We start from the raw sequence: 20,304 nt of genomic DNA on the forward strand, positions 1-20,304 counted from the left end.
ACACTCTTAACCGCGAAACATTCCGGTTACGAGAGAAACTTAAAGTAATCTGTTAACAACTAGAAGGTGAACAGACATGAAAAAAACTACACTTGCTACATTAGTCGGCGCAGCGGCATTCGCAGCAGCCGGCGCAGCTAACGCGACAATCGTTGTTGGCGGCGAAAACGGATATGAATTTAGCGTTGACGGTAACATCAACCAATTCTTCATCCAAACGGATCAAGATAATGCTAACGGTGCAGGCGGCCAAGACAACTCACAAGTTGCCAACGGTCTGTTACCAACATTCTTCGGTTTTAACGTTAAAGCTCCTGAAATTAATGGTTTGACAGTAGCTGCGCGCGTATCTATCTCTCCATCAACTAACAATGGCAGCTACCTGCAAAACGGTAACGCTATGGAGCAACGTGAAGCGTTTGCTACGGTTGACGGTGCCTTTGGTCAAATCTTGATGGGTAAAGCTTTAGGCCTGTACTCTGCAAACAACATCTTGTTGGATCAAACATTATACGGTGTTGGTGCGACAGGTTTCACTGCTAACGGCAGCCAAAACACTGGTGCTACTTCTCTAGGCGGTATCGGTTGGGGTTATGAGTACGCTTACTGGCGCTCACAAATCCGTTGGACTTCAGCTGACATGAATGGCTTCAAACTCGCATTAGCTGTTGTTGATAACGACACAACCTTCATGCCTTCCCAAGTATCAGAAAAAGCTCCGCGTTATGAAGCTTCTTTGAGCTACGCAACAGCATTTGATGGTGGTTCTACCAAAATTTGGTTGGACGGCATGACTTCTGAAGTTGAACTTGGTGCGGCTGGTGATGAGCGTTCTGATGCTTGGACTTTGGGTGGTCAGTTAATATTGGGTGGCTTCGAAGCTGTTGCTGCTTACTATGACAGTAAAGGTCAAGGTGTTGCAGGCTTAGGTGGCCTCGGTGCTTATGATGCTGATGGTAGTGCTCGTGAAGGCGATGGTTACTACGCACAAGCTGGTTACCGTTTCGGTGGTCAAACATTAGTAGCAGCATCTTACGGTGAATCAACACTTGACGAAGATGATTCTATTGGTCCATTTGCTGCTGGCGGAGTCTATGATGATTTCGACAAAAATAGTCGTGTGACAATTGGTGTTTATCATGACGTAACTGCTAACCTGAAACTGGTTGCTGAATATTCAAGTCTTGAAACTGAATATCACTCTGCTGCAGATGATGATGAAGTTGATGTCTTTGCTATCGGTGGTTTCGTCAGCTGGTAAGAAGTTATTTTCTAAACCCTCGGGTTTAGTTTAAAACTGATAAAAAGCCTCAACCTTCGGGTTGGGGCTTTTTTTTGCTTTCACTTTCTGCAGTGTGTAAAAAAACCTTGGTATTTACGCTAAAGTATCAGATGTTATTATCCGTAAACGCTGAGGTAAGTATGTCAAACAATATGTCGCTATTGCCCTTTATCCATGCCATCAAAGAATCAATAAATGCTCATGCTGACGAAATTGCGCAGCTGGATCAGGCGATTGGCGATGGCGACCATCTGATTAACCTGCAACGTGGAATTGAGGCATTGCTGAAAAACATTGAAGATTTGGAGCAGCTTGAGTTTCCCGCCGCGTTGAGCAAAATCGGTATGACTTTGATGTCGACCATGGGCGGTGCATCAGGATCTTTATTTGGCTCCATGTTTGTCACCATGGGCAAAACAGCGAAAGATAAAACATTAGATTTAACGGGTATGACCGAAATATTTACCGCCGGGGTTGAATCTATCAAAGCCCGAGGGAAAGCCGACATTGGTGAAAAAACCATGCTTGATAGCTTAATTCCGGCATCAACCAGCCTGCAACAAAGCGTTAGCAATGAAGTTGAATTGTCCATCGCTCTGGATGATATGAAAAAAGCCGCGACTGAGGGAATGGAATCGACTAAGGATATGCTTGCAACCAAAGGCCGTGCATCCTTTCTGGGTGAACGCGCCCGGGGACATATCGATGCCGGTGCCCGCACCAGCCAGCTGATGTTGTGTGCTATTGCTGATGTGATTATTGAAAATCATTAACCACAGAGACACAAAGTTTTAGTAGAGATTTATCCGCAGATTACGCAGATGGACGCAGATTAAGAACTAATCTTTTGTGTTGCAAAATAGTTGCCCCAAAATTGAGTAATAGTGCTTTTTGCAATTGCGAGGCTTTTAGGTAATTAATCATTTGGGCTTCTTCTAACCCTGACAGTTTTTGAAGTGCTTTAAGCTCAAGAATCAATGACTTGAAACAAACAAAATCAGCTTTATAAAAAGTGTTAAGTTGTTGCCCTCGATAGTAAATCGGTAGCGACATTTCTCTTACATAGTCTATGCATCTGTCTTTAAATTCAATCTCCAGTGCTTCCTGATAAACAGACCCTAAGAACCCCGGACCTAATGCAGAGTGAACTCTCATTGCCGCACCGATAATTTCGTATGTTTGCATATCCTTTTGCATAATCTGCGTCCATCTGCATAATCTGCGGATCACTAATAAAAGCTCAAACCACAGCGACATCCATGTCGATTAATTAAAAACTAACAGCCCCAACGAAGTGCTGCGGTATGCACGGGGGCATCCCATAAGGCAATCATTTCTTCATCCAGTAAGGTCAAGGTCACCGAGCAACCGGCCATGTCAAGAGATGTTGTGTAGTTACCCACTAATGAGCGTTTGATTTCAACACCTTTTTCTTCCCAAAATTTAGCGGCCAGATCGAATACCAGATATAGCTCCATCAATGGTGTCGCACCAAAGCCATTTACATGCAAAAGCACCTGTTGACCGGCTTTAGGATTTAATTCTTTATCAATAGCAGCAGTAACATGCTGAACCAGCTCTTCAGCGGAGCTCATGGTCATCGGTTCGCGCCCTCTTTCACCGTGGATACCCACGCCCATTTCAATTTCGTTTTCACTAAGTTCAAATGTTGGGCGGCCCGCGGCTGGAACGGTACAGCTGGTTAACGCAAAGCCCATTGATGCGGTGTTATTGGCTACACGATCGCCAAGTTTTTTACATTGGTTTAGATCTTTTCCTTGCTCTGCCGCAGCACCGACCATTTTCTCGACAATCAATGTTCCGGCTACCCCGCGGCGGCCAGTACTATGTGCTTCAGGTAACGAAACATCATCTTTTACCAATACTGTTTCGTGCTGACATTCCAGCATTTCCGCGGCAATTTCAAAGTTCATCACATCGCCAGCGTAATTTTTAACAATGAACAACACGCCAGCACCATTTTCAACGGATTCTGCCGCGGCCAGCATTTGATCCGGTGTCGGAGAGGTAAAGATTTGTCCGGGACAGGCAGCATCAAGCATACCTTTGCCTACCAGTCCGGTATGCAGTGGCTCGTGACCTGAACCACCACCAGAGATAACAGCAACTTTTGGTTCTGTTGATATGGTTGCACGACGCACAAATGCAGGCTGCTGTTGCAGAGAAACAATATCCTGATGTGCTTTGGCGAAACCATTAAGGCTTTCATCAAGCAGATTATCAACGTGATTAATTATTTTTTTCATTCTCTCACTCCCCTTTCTTTAAAGCTGTTTTAATAACGCTGTTATTTCCTGAATATCCTGGAAAACCCAATCCGGTTTGTAATCAATCTCCGCCAGATCAGCTTCAGATGACACGCCGGTTAACACCATAATGCTGCGCATACCGGCATTCACGGCCCCTAAAATATCTGTGTTCAACCTGTCACCGATGGCGATTGTATTATGTTTATCAGTACCCAGAATCTCAAAAGCCTGTTGATACAAAATAGGTTCAGGCTTACCAATGACAATGGGCTCAATCCCCGTCACAGCGGTTAATGCTGCCAGCACACCACCATTTCCCATCACTTCACCCAATTCAGTGGGTAAGGTCGTATCGGCATTAGTCGCATAGAATTCTGCACCAGCCCGGAGATTTAAGGTTGCTGTGGCCAATTTGTTCCAGTTAAGTTGTCTATCCAGACCAGAAACCACAATATCCGCCCAGATATCATCTGTTTCTGCATCAGGATCAGCAGGATAATAGGTTGAGGTCACGGTAAACCCCTGCTGTTGCAAAGGTTCGATAAGACCGGACTCACCAATGACAAATACTCTCCGTTTCGCTGCAGGCAATGTATCCACCAGATAGCGGGCAGTCGCCATACTGGAGGTGAGAATCTCGTTGGCTGATACCTCAACCCCCATGTCCGCGAGTTTTTTTAGATATTGCTGTTGCGTCAAACTGGCATTATTTGTCGCAAGTACAAATGGAATTTTTTTGGCGCGCAATGTAGAAAAAAACTCTGTTAATCCTGGCAACGGTTTACTACCCTGCCATAAGACACCATCCATATCGATGATGAATGCACCCAGATCGTTGATTGTTTGCATGATTACCTGCTTATCAAATAATGTTATTGAAATGAAACTTGAAAAAGCGTCGCACAGAACAAAATAGGCTGTCCAGTTATAAACGAACGCGAAAATCGTTAAAAACCCGGAAAAATTGACATAAATGAACCTTGTGCTTTATAGTCTGCGAGCGTATTTTCAACGTAAAACTACAAATTAAATCAATTATTAGGAGCATGTCAGCATGGCAAAAGCACTTATCCAAATGGCTCTGGATTCTCTGGACTTCGATCAAACTCTCGCATTGGCAGAACAAGTTGCACCTTATGTCGACATTCTTGAAGTCGGTACACCTTGCATTAAATACAATGGCTTGGAAATCGTCACTGCCCTGAAAACCAAATTCCCTAACAACCTGATTCTGGTTGACCTGAAAACAATGGATGCTGGTGAATATGAATCAACTCCATTCTACGAAGCAGGCGCAGATATCTGTACTGTTCTTGGTGTATCTGATAAAGCAACTATGGGCGGCGTAATCAAAGCAGCCAATGCTAACAATGCAGAAGCCCAAATTGACTTGATCAGCGTTAAAGACAAAAAAGCTGTTGCAACTGAAGCCGCTAAAAACGGTGCGCAAATCATCGGTGTTCACACTGGTTTGGATGCGCAAGCAGCTGGTCAAACACCATTTGCTGATCTGCAAGCAATCGCTTCATTGAATCTGGGTGTACGTATTTCTGTTGCTGGTGGTCTGAACAAAGACACCATCCAGAAAACAATCCAAGCTGGCGCAACTATCGTTGTCGTTGGTGCTGCTATCTACGGCGCACCTTCTCCAGCAGATTCTGCTAAAGAACTGCGCGCATTGGTTGATGCTGCGTAAGCAGAACAAACAGTAGCATAAATAAAAACGAGTGGCCCTGTGCCACTCGTTTTTTTTACGCTTAGCTGACTCATCCGGATTTAATGTTGCAAGTTCTGCCGGTATAACTTATTGACCATGCAGATAAATTGGTCAAAAACAGCAGAGCGTGATTATAATCCGTAGTCTGCAATCCTGCTGGCTTGCCACACAGAATCTAAAATAGTAATTTACCCGTTGCACCAACCTCATCATGTTGGGCAGATGGGGTTAAAAATGTAACAGGGGTATACTCATGAGTGATAAAGGATTTTTTGCTTCAATCTGCAGCTTTTTTAAAGGCTTGTTTTCGTCTGACAATGACAGTTGTTGTAAACCGGAATCAAAAACTGCAGCAGCACCGAAAAATACAAATGATGGTTTAACAGGTGTAGAACGCTACATCCGCAACCAATCACAAAGCGGTTCAAAATTAACTGGTGTTGAAAAATATATTCGCAACAAACTGTCAGCAAATAAACCGATGACAGGTGTTGAAAGATACATTCGCAGCAAAGCTAATGCCGCTCCATTAACCGGTGTTGAGCGTTATATTCGCAGCAAAGCTTAATTAGCCTTTATTACGAATAACTTACCCGCCACCTAATGATGGTGGGAAAATAATCGGTATTAAACCGGCTATGGTCGTCGTGATATTAAAAAAATTTTAAGCTCAACAGCTCTACAAACTAACTCAAGAAGGTAAGAAAATGGCGAATTTACTTGATCAATTAAAGCAAATGACCGTCGTTGTTGCTGATACGGGTGATATTCAAGCAATTGAAAAATACACTCCACGTGATGCAACAACCAACCCATCACTGATTACAGCTGCAGCGCAAATGCCTCAGTATCAAGGCATTGTTGACGATACATTGAAAGCAGCACGTCAATCACTTGGCGCTGATGCACCTGCATCTGAAGTTGTCTCTTTGGCTTTTGACCGTCTGGCCGTATCTTTTGGTCTGAAAATTCTGGAAATCATCCCAGGTCGTGTTTCTACTGAAGTAGATGCCCGTCTTTCTTATGACACTGAAGCCACTATCGCTAAGGGTCGTGACCTGATTGCACAATACGAAGCAGCAGGTGTTTCACGTGATCGCATTCTGATCAAAATTGCTTCAACATGGGAAGGCATTCAGGCTGCAGCCGTTTTGGAAAAAGAAGGTATTCACTGTAACCTGACTCTGCTGTTTGGTCTGCACCAAGCCGTAGCCTGTGCTGAAAATGGTATTACGCTGATTTCTCCATTTGTTGGACGTATCCTTGACTGGTATAAAAAAGATACTGGTCGTGATTCATATCCTTCAAACGAAGATCCAGGTGTACTGTCAGTCACAGAAATTTACAGCTACTACAAAAAATTTGGTTATAACACTGAAGTTATGGGTGCAAGTTTCCGTAACGTTGGTGAAATCACTGAATTGGCGGGTGTTGACTTGCTGACCATTTCTCCAGCTCTGTTGGATGAATTACAAAACACAGAAGGCACTCTGGAGCGTAAACTGTCTCCAGAAGTCGCAGCTAAATCTGATGTTGCAAAACTGAATTTGGACAAAGCCACTTTCGATGCCATGCATGCTGAAAACCGCATGGCAGCAGAAAAACTGTCAGAAGGTATCGATGGTTTTGCCAAAGCACTGGAATCACTGGAAGAACTGCTGGCTACACGTCTGGCAAATCTGGAAAGCTAATTATTGATTAGCAATCTGCAATCAGGTTGCGGATTATCCGCAACCTGATTCAACAGATTTTGGCTCAATTGACTTATCGCCAAATTCTGAACTATAGTCCCGCTCGCACTGCGAAACGTGGCAATAATTTTTATTAAAATTTTTAGGAGTAAATACACATGGCTGAAATTCAAATGGCTCTGGATTCATTGGATTTTGACGCAACTATGGCGCTGGCTGAACAAGTCGCACCTTACGTCGATATTCTGGAAATCGGTACACCTTGCATCAAGTACAACGGTCTGAAATTAGTTAAAGCTCTGAAAGCTGCTCACCCAGACAAGAAAATTCTGGTTGACCTGAAAACTATGGATGCTGGTGAATACGAAGCAACTCCTTTCTTTGAAGCTGGTGGTGATATCACTACTGTATTGGGTGCTTCTGATGAAGCGACCATGAAAGGTGTTATCAAAGCTGCAAACGCTAACAATGCAGAAGCTCAAATCGATTTGATCGGTGTTGAAGACAAATCTGCTGTTGCAAAACAAGCTGCTGCTAACGGCGCGCACATCATCGGTGTTCACACTGGTCTGGACGCTCAAGCTGCTGGTCAAACTCCATTCGAAGATCTGAAAACCATCGCTGGTCTGGGTCTGAATGTTAAAGTTTCTGTTGCTGGTGGTATCAACAAAGACACCATTCAAAGCACAGTTCGTGCTGGTGCTGATATCGTTGTTGTTGGTGCTGCAATCTATGGCGCACCTTCTCCAGCAGAATCTGCTAAAGAACTGCGTGCATTGGTTGACGCAGCATAAGGATTAGTAAAATGACAATGCATCGTGATCTAGTTGTAAACAAAATCACTGATATTCTGAAGGCAACTGACAGTTCACTTGAAGCCGAATTTGTTGCTATGTGTGATGATGCCAAGCGCATCTTCATCACAGGCGCAGGTCGTTCAAGACTGGTAGGCAACTTTCTGGGTATGAGATTGATGCATAGTGGTTATACCGTCTATGTTCAAGGTGAAATCAGTACACCAAGTATCCGTGAAGGCGATTTGTTAATCGTTATTTCCGGTTCTGGTGAAACAACACAGCTGGTTTCATTTGCTAATAAAGCTAAATCTGAGAATGCTAAAGTGGTTTTGATTTGTTCAAAATCCAGTTCAACGATTGGTGATATCGCAGATAAAACAATTCAGATTGGTACTGATAATAGCTTTGCCCCAACAAAGGGCATGCCAATGGGAACCATGTTTGAATTGTCTACTTTGATTTTCCTGGAAGCCATCGTTTCTCATTTAATTCATGAGAAAGGTATTCCAGAAGAAGAAATGAAATATAGACACGCTAATATGGAATAACCACTTTCCTTAGCAAAAAATAAAAAACGGGCAATCTTCGGGTTGCCCGTTTTTTTATGTCTGTCGTTCTCGTCCTTCAAAACGGTATAATATCTGGCTATTTAAATTAAATCGGTTCTGAGAGTTATGTCCGCCAAAACACTTTATGACAAATTATGGGATCAACATGTTATCCGCAGCGAACAGGATGGTACTGCACTGATTTATATTGATCGTCATCTGGTTCACGAAGTCACCTCTCCGCAGGCTTTTGAAGGCTTGCGCCTGGCTGGCCGTATTCCATATCGTTTGAATTCAATTTTGGCAACGCCGGATCACAATGTACCAACCAGCCATCGTGAACAAGGTATTGCCGATCCAATTTCACGGTTACAGGTTGAAACGCTGGATCAAAATTGCGCACAATTTGGTATTACTGAGTTTGGCCTGAATGATTTACGTCAGGGCATTGTGCATGTTGTCGGCCCGGAACAGGGCGCTACCCTACCTGGTATGACGGTAGTTTGTGGTGACTCGCATACCTCTACGCATGGTGCTTTTGGTGCATTAGCTTTTGGTATTGGTACATCGGAAGTTGAGCACGTAATGGCAACGCAATGCCTGATTCAACGCAAATCCAAGAACATGCTGGTAAAAGTCGAAGGACATGTAAACCCAGGTATTACGGCGAAAGATATCGTTCTGGCCATTATCGGTAAAATTGGTACCGCTGGCGGTACCGGCTACGCCATTGAATTCGCCGGTGAAGCCATTCAGGATTTATCCATGGAAGGACGGATGACTGTTTGCAACATGACGATTGAAGCAGGTGCCCGTGCTGGAATGATCGCTGTGGATGACACAACAATTAATTATCTGAAAGATCGCCCTTTTGCGCCTAAGGGGGAAAACTGGGATAAAGCCATGGCAGCCTGGCGTGACTTACACAGTGATGCTGATGCGCATTTTGATAAGGTCGTGGTACTGGATGCCAACCAAATCAAACCTCAGGTTACCTGGGGCACCTCCCCAGAAATGGTGGTTCCCGTTGATGCCAATATTCCAGATCCCGCTGCAGAAAGTGATGCTGTGAAACGCAATGGCATGCTGAAAGCACTGAAATACATGGGCTTGAATGCGAATCAGCCAGTTCAGGAGATTCGTCTGGACAGAGTATTTATCGGTTCCTGCACCAACTCACGTATTGAAGATTTACGCGAAGCTGCTGCAGCAATTAAAGGCGGAAAGGTCTCCGCTACTGTAAAGCAAGCGATGGTTGTTCCGGGATCGGGATTAGTGAAACAACAGGCTGAACAGGAAGGTCTGGATAAAATCTTTGTAGAAGCAGGCTTTGAATGGCGTGATCCAGGTTGCTCGATGTGTCTGGCAATGAATGCAGATCGTCTGGAAGCAGGTGAACATTGTGCCTCTACATCCAATCGCAACTTTGAGGGACGTCAGGGGCAAGGTGGTCGTACACACCTGGTGAGTCCTGCAATGGCGGCAGCCGCGGCAATTGCCGGCCACTTTGTTGATATTACTACGCATTAATGGCGACCAATTATCAAGCCGCTGAGGCTGAACTCAGTACCTTGCGTGATTTTCTGCGATGGACCACCTCACGGTTTGAAGAAGCCAGATTATTTTTTGGTCATGGCAATAACGATGCGTTTAATGAAGCCACACAACTGATTCTGCATAGCCTGAAACTTCCGGTAACTAAATTACCGGAATTGTTTCTCGATGCAAGGCTGTGTAGTGCTGAAAAACAGGCTTTATTGCATTTGGTCAAACGGCGAATTGAAGAACGGGTACCTGTTCCCTATCTGACGCATGAAGCCTGGTTTGCTGGCCTGCCTTTTTATGTCGATGAACGTGTACTCATTCCACGTTCTCCTTTTGCCGAATTAATTGATAGCCAATTTGCTCCCTGGTTACAGGATGCAGATTCGGTCGAACGTATTCTGGATATGTGTACTGGCAGTGCCTGCATCGCAATTGCACTGGCCATGACGTTTGAAGGTGCTGAAGTTGATGCTGTTGATATCAGTGATGAAGCGTTGAGCGTCGCCCAGATTAATAAAAACAAACATTTGCTCGGAGATGAGCTGTCGCTTATAAAATCAGATCTATGGACGGAATTAAATCAATCTCGCCAATATGATTTGATTATCAGTAATCCCCCGTACGTGGGGGATCTTGAGATGTCCAGCTTACCAGCGGAATATCATCATGAACCGGTCCATGCGCTGCAGGCTGATGATAATGGTCTTGCTCTGGTAGAACAGATCATTATTGGCGCAGCGACGTTTCTTTCGCCACAGGGATTATTGTTTGTTGAAGTAGGCAATAGCGATCTCGCAGTGGATGAAAGATGGCCGGAAACACATTTTTTATGGCTGGATCTGGAGCAAGGTGGTCATGGGATCTTTATGCTGACCCAAGCACAATGTGCTGAGTTTGCAGCCGCTTATTCCTGAGTTTCACTGACCGGACTTTCAGACTCTGACTCAAAAATCCTTACACAATTACGGCCCGCCATTTTAGCCTGATACATTGCCCGATCAGCCATTTCAAACAGGCTGTTAAGCGTGTCCTGTTTATCCTGTCGAAGCGTTGCCACACCAACACTGATTGTAATACCGATACCAGCGGGCTTAAATCGCGTCAGCCGTTTCTGCATACGTTGCATCAACAGTGCCGCAGTCTGATTGTCACAACCTGGTAAAAGCAAGACAAACTCTTCACCGGACCAGCGGGCAATCATATCAACATCACGAACGTGGCGTTTGAGCCAGTTACCCAATTCCGCCAGCAGATTGTCGCCACGGACAAAACCATACTGTTCGTTGATGGCTCGAAAATGATCTAAATCGATAACCGCCATCGCCAAATCACGTTTGAATCGATAGGCCTCACTTAAATATTTACCGGCAAATTCCCGTAGTGCATGACGGTTAAATAATTGCGTCAGCTCATCCAGCATTGCCAGACTGCATAGTGAGTTTTGCTGTGCCCGCAGTTCTCGGAAATTCTGATAGCTGGTAATGTGATTAAACACCCGTTGACGCAGTTCTTCACGGACAATCGGTTTAGAAACAAAATCATTTACGCCGAGATGAAATAACTCAATTTTGCGTGACACATTATCAAAGCCGGAAGTCGCGATGATGGGTACATTGCCATAGTCTTCACGCAAACGACGAATCTTTCTCACCAGCGTAATTCCGCTCATACTGCCCTCCAGCATGATATCGGTAATCACCAGATCATAATCGCCGCCACTGAAGGCCTCCCATGCTTCTTCTGCAAAGGTATAAGCATCAACATCCAGCCCCATATCGGTTAATAAATCGATAATGATGGTCTGTAAAACCCGGGAATCTTCGATAAACAGTACTCGGCCGGATAACTGGCGGGTTTCGCGCTGAGCCAGGCGTTGCACATAAATACCTAATTCGGATTCGTCATGCTTGCTGAAAATGTCGGTGGCACCGGCCAGCAATGCCTGCTTGAGGGTTCGGGCGTTATCCGTTTCTGTCATCACCAGCACAGCAGCATAATCATAGCCGTTGATTGCTCGTAATTGACCGCAGAACTCGCTGCCAGCGATATCCGACAGATCATCACTGCAACAAACTAATCGATATCGTGTCTGCTGAGCATGTTCAAGACCTTGATTCCCAGTCTCTGCGTGGTCCACTTCAAACCCGGCAGCCGATAATAGTGCACGAGCCTTATTACGAAATTCAGTAGATGCGTCTACTACTAATGCATTGAGTTTTTGCACTATGCCAATCCTTTATTCTAATGTGCATTCTGCCTGTTGCTGAACATTAACAGCAAGCTTTCCCTGACAGAATTTGTTGCGTAAAACTTGTCCGAAGGTAAAAACCACAAGGATGATACCATTCTTCCTCGCCGTCATGCCCTATCTGCCGGGTAATTACCCGACTATTGGCTGCTTTGGGCCTTATCTGTAAAAAACGTCCCAGTTTCGCTGTCACGGCACCTTCAGCTATCATTATTTCCATCAACTCTTCCCAGTCCTGCTGCAGCACTGTTTCCTGCTGTTCTGAAGGCTGCCATAAAATCGCCTGTCCAATAAATCGATCCGCTAATGCTATAGCGTTATCGGCTTCAACCGGCAACCACAAAACCTTGCTCAGTTTACGACGTAACCATGATGTCTGCCAATGCGTTTCAGACAGAGCTTTGGGAGTCACCGTGCAGACATATGTCGATTCTTTTGGCTCACCGCGGGTATTCAATGGAATGGTTTTTAATTCAATACCCAAAGCAACAAAATCCGGTTCCGCTTGATTACCGGCATCGGCGCCCAGAATGCGCTCCAGTAGATTCCCTAACCAACCTTTATGACGGCGCAAATCTACAGGAACCGTCAGGCCGGATTGCTGTGCAAGCTGACCCACCGTTTTGCCAGCTATTTGTTGGCAACGATGCATCAGTTCAGCTTCAGAGGCAGGGGGAGAAACTGGAACCGGTTCCGGGTAAATATGATCAGACATGAGTGACATGATAATCTAGTACGTTTAAATCTGCTTAAGGCGATTCCGGTGAAAGCGCTTACTATAGAACATCTGAATAAAACCTATCGCAATGGCTTGGAAGCACTCAAAGATATCAATCTGACGGTTGAAGAAGGTGATTTTTTTGCACTGTTAGGGCCAAATGGCGCTGGCAAATCCACTACCATCAGCATTCTAACGTCGTTAGTCACAAAAACCAGTGGCTCGGTAACCATCTTTGATGCCGATCTGGACAGTCAAACCGAGTTGGCTAAAAGTTATATCGGGTTGGTGCCGCAGGAATTTAATTTTAATGGTTTTGAGCAGGTTAAACACATTCTGGTGACGCAGGCAGGCTATTACGGAGTTCCAGCAAAAGAGGCCGAACCGCGAGCCGATGTCTTGCTGAAACAATTAGGACTTTGGGAAAAACGTCATACGCCTTCAAGATCATTATCTGGAGGTATGAAGCGCCGATTGATGATTGCCCGGGCGCTGGTACACAATCCACGCCTGCTTATATTGGATGAGCCAACAGCGGGTGTGGATATTGAGCTGCGGCGCTCAATGTGGGTGTTTTTACGTGAAATCAATCAACGTGGCACCACTATCATCCTGACGACGCACTATCTTGAAGAAGCGGAAAATCTGTGTCGCAATATTGCCATCATCGACAAGGGCCGTATCGTTGAAAATACTGATATGAAATCGTTATTAAATCGCCTGGATAAAGAAACTTTTGTACTGGATCTGCTGGAACCTCTGACTGACAGCAGTTTGCTACAGGGGATTGAATATCATCAGGTAGATCCAACAACTATAGAGGTCGAACTTCAGCGCCAGGAGGGCCTGAATGATTTATTCACGGTGTTAACCGAACGCGGCATAAAAGTAGGCAGTATGAAAAACAAGGTGAATCGTCTCGAAGAATTATTTTTAACCCTGGTTGAACGTCCGGAGTCTGTTGAATGAATAACCGCCGCCAGCATCACTGGATTGCCTTTTCAACCATCGTCACCCGGGAAATCAGGCGATTCCTGCGGATTTGGGCTCAAACGCTGTTACCACCAGCGATAACCATGACGTTATATTTCATTATTTTCGGTAATCTGATTGGTAGCCGAATTGGTGAGATGGAGGGTTTCAGTTATATGGAATATATCGCCCCCGGCATCATCATGATGGCGATTATCAACAATGCCTATTCCAATGTCGCTTCGTCTTTTTTCAGTGCCAAGTTTCAAAATCATATTGAAGAGCTGATGGTTTCTCCCGTTCCCAACTATATTATCCTCGCAGGATATGTTGTCGGTGGAGCAGCCCGCGGCCTGTTTGTTGGACTCATTGTGACATTGGTTTCACTGATATTTACCAAACTTACCGTTCAACATATCGGTATTACCATTAGCATGGTCTTTCTCAGTGCCGTCATGTTTGCATTAGGCGGATTTATTAACGCCTTATACGCCCGCAGCTTTGATGAAGTCTCAATCATTCCAACCTTTATCCTCACCCCGCTGACTTATCTGGGTGGCGTATTTTATTCGATATCACTACTGCCCGAGTTCTGGCAAAACGTTTCCATGCTGAATCCGGTTTTATACATGGTCAATGCATTCCGTTATGGCATTTTAGGTGTTTCGGATATTCCGGTAGCCGCTGCTTTTGCCATCATCCTGGCCTTTATCGCTGCACTGACAAGCTATGCGCTTTATCTGCTGCATAAAGGTACTGGCTTAAGGAATTGAAGAGCATTAATCACAGAGACACAGAGGGCACAGAGTTTTATAAATAGCTTGTGGCTTATGTTGACTGACGTTTAAGTGGTGTTTTAAGGCATTTAAAAAATAATCCGCAGATTACGCAGATGCACGCAGATTAAATAAATGGTTTTCAGGTTGATGCAGTAATGCATCACAAAAGAACTCTGAGGGCTAGCTTCTTTCAAACCGACTTGTTAAAGCATTCATAAAACATCTGCGAAAATCTGCGTAATCTGCGGATATAACAACCAAAAGCCTCTGTGTCTCTGTGGTTACTTTTAGTCTCAGCCTACTAATTTAATCGCATCGCGGACCACTTCAATCCCGGCGCCAGGTAAATGCGCATTTTCACTTAAGTGCCGCCGCCAGCGACGAGCCCCTGGCAAGCCTTGAAACAAACCCAACATATGGCGGGTAATGGACTTCAAGGGTCTCCCCTCTTTCATACGCATTTCAATATAAGGCAGCATCAATTCGACTATTTCATGCTGACTAGGGATTGACCGATCATCATTAAAAATTCGTTTATCCGCTTCAGCCAATAGATATGGCTGGTGATAAAGTGCCCGCCCCATCATTACTCCATCTACTCTTTGCAGATGGTTTTCAGCTTCGTCCAGCGTGTGTATGCCGCCATTAATATCCAGATGCAAATCAGGAAACTCCTGCTTGATTTGATACACCTTTGAATACTCAAGTGGAGGGATATCCCGATTTTCCTTCGGGCTTAAACCTTTTAACCAGGCTTTACGGGCATGAAGAATCACTGCATCGACTTCAACCTGATAAATTGCGTCGACAAAATCTCTGACAAATTCATAACCGTCATGCTCATCAATCCCTAATCGGGTTTTGACCGTGATGGGAATATCAGTTGCCTGCTTCATCGCAACCACACATTCAGCCACTAACCGGGGTTCGGCCATTAAACAGGCACCGAAACGACCATTCTGTACACGATCACTGGGGCAACCGACATTCAGGTTAATTTCCTGATAACCAGCCTCGGCGCCTAACTTGGCACATTTTGCTAATTCTGCAGGGTCACTGCCACCCAGCTGCAATGCCATGGGATATTCATTTTCATCATGGGCCAGAAAGCGTTGATGATCGCCGTGGAGCAATGCGCCTGTGGTGATCATTTCGGTATATAGCAAAGTATGCTTGGAAATGATTCGGCACAAATAACGGAAATCCCGATCGGTCCAATCCAGCATCGGTGCCAGTGATAAGCGATGGGCGAATTTAATATTGGCTGTCAAAGTCATAATAAAACCTGTTTAATCCGACATTTTCGCAAATCAGCCGTTAAAATGCCCATTTAATACGTTATTTAAGTCAGTCGATGAGCACCATCAAGATTAATGATCACTCCGTTGCCGTTGTCCGAAGCGCACGCAGAAAGACCATTGCGATCAAAATTCAGGATGGCAACGTAACGGTGCACTTACCCAAATTAATGCCGTTATGGTTGGCAAAACAATTTGTGATGCGCAAACAGCAATGGATCGAGGATAAATTAAAAAATTTCCAGCAGCGTCCACCCAAACGACAATTTATTGAAGGTGAGTTACAACCTTTTATGGGCGAGCAATATCCATTACATATTATTCAGGAGCCACAACGCCAGCGACTGCATGTCCTGCTTGATCAACAGAAACTGGTGATTATGGCACCGCCCAATGTCACAGCCTTGCAAATAAGACAGGCGTTAACAAGATGGTACAGACGTCAAGCAGAATCGTTACTGCCTGAACGAGTAAAACAGCTTGCTGAGCAAACTAGCCTGCGACCCAATCAGGTTCAGATTAAAAGCTATAAAGCTCGCTGGGGCAGTTGTACTATGAGAGGAGATATCCAACTTAACTGGCAATTAGTTCAGGCCACACAGTCGATAAATGATTACGTCATCATTCATGAATTATGTCATCTGCTTCAGCATAACCATTCAAAGGCCTTTTGGGATTTGGTTGAACAATTTGACCCCAATTTCCGTGAACATCGCCGTTGGTTGAAACAGCATGGACATCAGCTCGTTATCTAGGGTCCATGATATTTCATAGTCACCACGGTTTGGGGCTATGAAAGATCAACAAAGCCTTTAAGAAAGGCTTAACTTGGTAATTTTTTCATTATGAATTAATATATGCCACATTGGATAAGGAACGCTGCGACAGAGAACCCTCTGCTAGGCTTATTCAATTTTACATTCCAAACGGCGTTCATTATTACAGGTCACTGGTAGTAATGGGCGTTTCATCCGAACTTTACCCATAGTTAAACTATCATTACCTTATTTGAATTTTAATGAGGAAGTTGTCTATGAGTAATGCTTATCTTTTTACCTCTGAATCTGTTTCAGAAGGTCATCCAGATAAAGTAGCAGACCAAATTTCCGACGCTGTTTTAGATGCAATCCTGTCCAAAGATCCCCACGCTCGTGTTGCCTGCGAAACTCTGATTAAAACCGGTGTAGCGATTGTGGCTGGCGAAATCTCAACCAGCGCCTGGGTAGACTTGGAAGACATTGTTCGTAAAACCATCACGGATATTGGTTACAACAGCTCCGAGGTCGGTTTTGATGGACAGACCTGCGGGGTCATGTCAGTTATCGGTAAACAATCCGGTGACATCGCCATGGGTGTGGATCGTGAAACAGAAGAAGATCAAGGTGCCGGTGATCAAGGCTTGATGTTTGGCTATGCCAGCAATGAAACTGAAGTGCTTATGCCAGCTCCTATCACTTATGCACATCGTCTGGTCAAACGTCAGGCCCAAGTACGTAAAAGCGGTGAATTACCGTGGTTACGCCCTGATGCCAAAAGTCAGGTGACATTTGCCTATGAAAATGGCGTACCGGTGGGTATTGATGCCGTGGTCCTATCAACCCAACATAACCCTGAAATCAGCCAAGCTGATCTAAAAGAAGCGGTAATGGAACTCATTATCAAACAAACGCTTCCAGCTGAATGGCTAACAAAAAATACTCGTTACCATATTAATCCCACCGGCCAATTTATTATTGGTGGTCCTGTGGGTGATTGCGGCCTGACCGGTCGTAAAATTATCGTCGACACCTACGGTGGCATGGCCCGCCATGGTGGTGGTGCATTCTCCGGCAAGGATCCTTCAAAAGTCGATCGTAGTGCAGCATATGCGGGTCGCTATGTAGCGAAAAACATTGTTGCCGCCGGACTTGCTGATCGTTGCGAAATTCAGGTTTCGTATGCCATCGGCGTTGCAGAACCTACCTCCATTAGCGTGGATACATTTGGTACCGGCAAAATTGCTGAAGATAAACTTGTCGAATTAGTTCGTGAACATTTTGATTTGCGCCCGGTTGGCCTTATCAAAATGTTGGATTTAGTACGTCCCATTTATCAGCAAACTGCCGCATATGGTCATTTTGGACGTGAAGACGCTGACTTCAGTTGGGAACGAACTGACCTCGCTCCCGTCTTACGTGAAGCAGCAAAAATCAACTAACACAGGAAATTATCATGCAATCAGCAGTAGAAAACTTAAAACCAGATTACAAAGTTGCCGACATCAGTCTGGCGAAATGGGGCCATCAGGAAATCAAAATCGCTGAAAGCGAAATGCCTGGATTGATGGCCTTACGTGAAGAATATGCTGGCCAGCATCCGCTGAAAGGTGCGCGTATTGCAGGTTGTCTGCATATGACGATACAAACTGCCGTGTTGATTGAAACATTGGTTGAATTAGGGGCTGAAGTGCGCTGGTCTTCTTGCAATATCTTTTCAACACAGGATCACGCTGCAGCGGCGATTGCCGATCAGGGCATCCCGGTCTTTGCCTGGAAAGGTGAAACCGAAGAAGAAGCTATCTGGTGTATTCGTCAAACCATCATTGGCACTGATGGCTGGCGCCCGAATATGATTCTGGATGATGGTGGTGATTTGACCACGATGATGCATGAAGACTATCCGGAATTACTCGACGATGTTAAAGGTTTGTCGGAAGAAACCACCACCGGCGTACATCGTTTGTATGAAATGATGAAAGCAGGTGCCTTAAAAGTCCCGGCGATCAACGTTAACGACTCAGTCACCAAATCAAAATTCGACAATCTGTATGGTTGCCGTGAATCACTGCTTGACGGTATCAAGCGTGCAACCGATGTGATGGTTGCTGGCAAAATCTGCGTGGTGTTAGGTTACGGCGATGTCGGTAAAGGTTGTGCACAAGCTTTCCGTGGCATGGGCGCTACCGTGATGATTACTGAAATCGATCCAATTTGTGCCCTGCAGGCAGCAATGGAAGGTTACCGTATTGTCACCATGGATGAAGTCGCTGATAAGGCCGATATCTTTGTGACGGCTACCGGTAATATCAATGTCATTAATCATGATCATATGGCAGCGATGCGTAACGAAGCTATCGTTTGTAACATCGGTCACTTTGATAACGAAATTGATGTAGCTTCACTACGTAACTACGAGTGGGAAAACATTAAGCCTCAGGTTGACCACGTTATTTTCCCTGACGGTAAGCGTATTATCCTGTTGGCTGAAGGTCGTCTGGTCAATCTGGGCTGTGCAACCGGTCATCCAAGCTTTGTAATGTCAGCGTCTTTCACTAATCAGGTCATGGCGCAAATCGAGTTATGGCATAACAGTGCCAACTACGAGAATAAAGTGTATGTCTTGCCAAAACGTCTGGACGAGAAAGTGGCCCGGCTGCATTTAGGCCGAATCGGTGCTAATCTGACCGAATTAAATGCTGAACAGGCCAAATATTTAGGGCTTGAGCAACAAGGCCCCTATAAACCTGAACACTACCGTTACTAAGTTAAGCAGGGCTAACCTAAGTGTTAGCCCTTTTTCTTTTACCTAAAGTAAGCATCATGTCCAAACAACCTGTTATCAGCTGTGAATTTTTTCCGCCAAAAACGGAAAAAGGTGCACAAAATCTTTTATTGGTGCAAGAGCGATTAGCTGTATTAAAACCTGAATTTTACTCCGTGACTTTTGGTGCAGGGGGATCGACTCAGGATAATACGCTTGAAGCGGTTATCGCTATACAACAACGCGCAGCAGAGACCGGAATTGATGCAGCTCCGCATTTATCCTGTGTGGGATCATCAAAAGAACGCATCCGTACTATCCTGCAAACCTATATCGATAATGGAATTTCCCGCGTGGTGGCATTAAGAGGTGATTTACCCTCTGGCATGCGTGATCCGGGTGATTTTCGTTATGCCAATGAACTGGTGCAATTTATTCGCAAAGAAACCGGCGATCATTTCACTATTGAAGTTGCAGCTTACCCCGAAGTACATCCTCAGGCACAGGATGCTGGTGTCGATCTGGAAAATTTCAAACGTAAAGTTGATGCCGGTGCTGACAGCGCCATTACACAGTATTTTTTCAACATTGATTCTTATCTGTATTTTGTAGAACGCTGCCAGAAAAAAGGCATTGATATTCCGATAATTCCCGGCATTATGCCCATCAATAATTACACTCAACTCGCGCGGTTCTCTGCAGCCTGTGGTGCAGAAATTCCTCGTTGGCTAAAAAAACGTCTGGAAGAGTTTTATGATGACAGTGTCTCGATGCAGGCATTTACTACCGATTACCTGACTGAATTTACTGAAAAACTGATTAAACTGGACGTACCCGGCTTACACTTTTATTCAATGAATAAAACACAGCCTGTATTAACCGTTTGCGAACGACTGGGATTGGTTCGCTGATTATTAGGC

21 protein-coding genes and 1 riboswitch are annotated in these 20,304 nt (G+C 44.9%); of the genes, 15 read left to right on the plus strand and 6 right to left on the minus strand.

All coding sequences use genetic code 11. From position 1 onward, the window contains the following. Positions 1-76: 76 nt before the first annotated feature. Positions 77-1,261, plus strand: coding sequence for a porin (locus B3S93_RS01275; RefSeq protein WP_292401360.1), 1,185 nt, complete (start codon positions 77-79; stop codon positions 1,259-1,261). A gap of 161 nt (positions 1,262-1,422) precedes the next feature. After that, the gene (dhaL, locus tag B3S93_RS01280; RefSeq protein WP_292401363.1) at positions 1,423-2,055 is read left to right on the plus strand and encodes a dihydroxyacetone kinase subunit DhaL; all 633 of its coding nucleotides are present in this window, start codon (positions 1,423-1,425) and stop codon (positions 2,053-2,055) included. A 40-nt stretch (positions 2,056-2,095) separates the two neighbouring features. Here dhaL and B3S93_RS01285 read toward each other — a convergent pair whose 3' ends face one another. From B3S93_RS01285 to B3S93_RS01295, 3 genes are all read right to left on the minus strand, one after another. Beyond that, positions 2,096-2,479: a GxxExxY protein gene (locus B3S93_RS01285; protein WP_292401366.1), complete on the minus strand. Its 384-nt coding sequence runs from the start codon at positions 2,477-2,479 to the stop codon at positions 2,096-2,098. A gap of 80 nt (positions 2,480-2,559) precedes the next feature. Beyond that, a complete protein-coding gene (gene dhaK / locus B3S93_RS01290; protein WP_292401370.1) occupies positions 2,560-3,549 on the minus strand; it encodes a dihydroxyacetone kinase subunit DhaK in 990 nt (329 codons plus the stop codon). A gap of 18 nt (positions 3,550-3,567) precedes the next feature. After that, on the minus strand, positions 3,568-4,401 hold the full coding sequence (locus tag B3S93_RS01295; RefSeq protein ID WP_292356634.1) for an HAD-IIA family hydrolase: 834 nt from the start codon (positions 4,399-4,401) through the stop codon (positions 3,568-3,570). A 205-nt stretch (positions 4,402-4,606) separates the two neighbouring features. On the opposite strand from B3S93_RS01295, the gene hxlA (B3S93_RS01300) reads away from it, so the two are divergent. The 7 genes from hxlA (B3S93_RS01300) to prmB all read left to right on the plus strand — a co-directional run bounded on the left by hxlA (B3S93_RS01300) (position 4,607) and on the right by prmB (position 10,764). Next, the gene (gene hxlA / locus B3S93_RS01300) at positions 4,607-5,248 is read left to right on the plus strand and encodes a 3-hexulose-6-phosphate synthase (RefSeq protein ID WP_292356637.1); all 642 of its coding nucleotides are present in this window, start codon (positions 4,607-4,609) and stop codon (positions 5,246-5,248) included. A gap of 274 nt (positions 5,249-5,522) precedes the next feature. Further along, positions 5,523-5,837 carry a hypothetical protein gene (locus B3S93_RS01305; RefSeq protein ID WP_292356639.1) on the plus strand — a complete coding sequence of 105 codons (315 nt, stop codon included), beginning with the start codon at positions 5,523-5,525 and terminating at the stop codon, positions 5,835-5,837. A 139-nt stretch (positions 5,838-5,976) separates the two neighbouring features. Continuing rightward, complete coding sequence (locus B3S93_RS01310) at positions 5,977-6,960, plus strand: transaldolase (protein ID WP_292356641.1); 984 nt, start codon at positions 5,977-5,979, stop codon at positions 6,958-6,960. A gap of 158 nt (positions 6,961-7,118) precedes the next feature. Next, entirely contained in the window at positions 7,119-7,754 is a 636-nt protein-coding gene (gene hxlA / locus B3S93_RS01315) for a 3-hexulose-6-phosphate synthase (RefSeq protein WP_014707664.1), read from the plus strand. Positions 7,755-7,765: 11 nt separating this feature from the next. After that, positions 7,766-8,305 (plus strand): 6-phospho-3-hexuloisomerase, encoded by a 540-nt coding sequence (gene hxlB / locus B3S93_RS01320; RefSeq protein WP_014707665.1) that lies wholly within the window; start codon positions 7,766-7,768, stop codon positions 8,303-8,305. A gap of 126 nt (positions 8,306-8,431) precedes the next feature. Next, positions 8,432-9,835, plus strand: coding sequence for a 3-isopropylmalate dehydratase large subunit (gene leuC / locus B3S93_RS01325; protein WP_292401373.1), 1,404 nt, complete (start codon positions 8,432-8,434; stop codon positions 9,833-9,835). Continuing rightward, on the plus strand, positions 9,835-10,764 hold the full coding sequence (gene prmB, locus B3S93_RS01330; protein WP_292401376.1) for a 50S ribosomal protein L3 N(5)-glutamine methyltransferase: 930 nt from the start codon (positions 9,835-9,837) through the stop codon (positions 10,762-10,764). The genes leuC and prmB overlap by 1 nt, the downstream gene beginning before the upstream one ends. Here prmB and B3S93_RS01335 read toward each other — a convergent pair. Further along, entirely contained in the window at positions 10,755-12,074 is a 1,320-nt protein-coding gene (locus B3S93_RS01335) for a diguanylate cyclase (RefSeq protein WP_292401378.1), read from the minus strand. The genes prmB and B3S93_RS01335 overlap by 10 nt on opposite strands. Before the next feature lie 46 nt (positions 12,075-12,120). Continuing rightward, positions 12,121-12,813: a DNA mismatch repair endonuclease MutH gene (mutH, locus tag B3S93_RS01340; RefSeq protein ID WP_292401380.1), complete on the minus strand. Its 693-nt coding sequence runs from the start codon at positions 12,811-12,813 to the stop codon at positions 12,121-12,123. A gap of 48 nt (positions 12,814-12,861) precedes the next feature. On the opposite strand from mutH, the gene B3S93_RS01345 reads away from it, so the two are divergent. Continuing rightward, positions 12,862-13,785 (plus strand): ABC transporter ATP-binding protein, encoded by a 924-nt coding sequence (locus B3S93_RS01345; protein ID WP_292356651.1) that lies wholly within the window; start codon positions 12,862-12,864, stop codon positions 13,783-13,785. Further along, complete coding sequence (locus B3S93_RS01350; RefSeq protein WP_292401383.1) at positions 13,782-14,561, plus strand: ABC transporter permease; 780 nt, start codon at positions 13,782-13,784, stop codon at positions 14,559-14,561. Before B3S93_RS01345 ends, B3S93_RS01350 begins: the two co-directional genes overlap by 4 nt. Positions 14,562-14,860: 299 nt before the next feature. Here B3S93_RS01350 and dusA read toward each other — a convergent pair whose 3' ends face one another. After that, positions 14,861-15,844, minus strand: a complete 984-nt coding sequence (gene dusA / locus B3S93_RS01355; RefSeq protein ID WP_292401386.1) for a tRNA dihydrouridine(20/20a) synthase DusA — start codon at positions 15,842-15,844, stop codon at positions 14,861-14,863. A 77-nt stretch (positions 15,845-15,921) separates the two neighbouring features. On the opposite strand from dusA, the gene B3S93_RS01360 reads away from it, so the two are divergent. The 4 genes from B3S93_RS01360 to metF all read left to right on the plus strand — a co-directional run bounded on the left by B3S93_RS01360 (position 15,922) and on the right by metF (position 20,295). Then, positions 15,922-16,620: a M48 family metallopeptidase gene (locus tag B3S93_RS01360; RefSeq protein ID WP_292401388.1), complete on the plus strand. Its 699-nt coding sequence runs from the start codon at positions 15,922-15,924 to the stop codon at positions 16,618-16,620. Between the two features lie 110 nt (positions 16,621-16,730). Next, positions 16,731-16,807, plus strand: a riboswitch (S-adenosyl-L-homocysteine riboswitch). A 91-nt stretch (positions 16,808-16,898) separates the two neighbouring features. Then, positions 16,899-18,062: a methionine adenosyltransferase gene (metK, locus tag B3S93_RS01365; RefSeq protein WP_292356660.1), complete on the plus strand. Its 1,164-nt coding sequence runs from the start codon at positions 16,899-16,901 to the stop codon at positions 18,060-18,062. Between the two features lie 14 nt (positions 18,063-18,076). Beyond that, positions 18,077-19,387 carry an adenosylhomocysteinase gene (gene ahcY, locus B3S93_RS01370; RefSeq protein ID WP_292356663.1) on the plus strand — a complete coding sequence of 437 codons (1,311 nt, stop codon included), beginning with the start codon at positions 18,077-18,079 and terminating at the stop codon, positions 19,385-19,387. Between the two features lie 56 nt (positions 19,388-19,443). Beyond that, positions 19,444-20,295 carry a methylenetetrahydrofolate reductase [NAD(P)H] gene (gene metF / locus B3S93_RS01375; protein WP_292356665.1) on the plus strand — a complete coding sequence of 284 codons (852 nt, stop codon included), beginning with the start codon at positions 19,444-19,446 and terminating at the stop codon, positions 20,293-20,295. Positions 20,296-20,304: the final 9 nt, after the last annotated feature.

The organism is Methylophaga sp. UBA3613 (assembly GCF_002375415.1).
Lineage (GTDB): Bacteria > Pseudomonadota > Gammaproteobacteria > Nitrosococcales > Methylophagaceae > Methylophaga.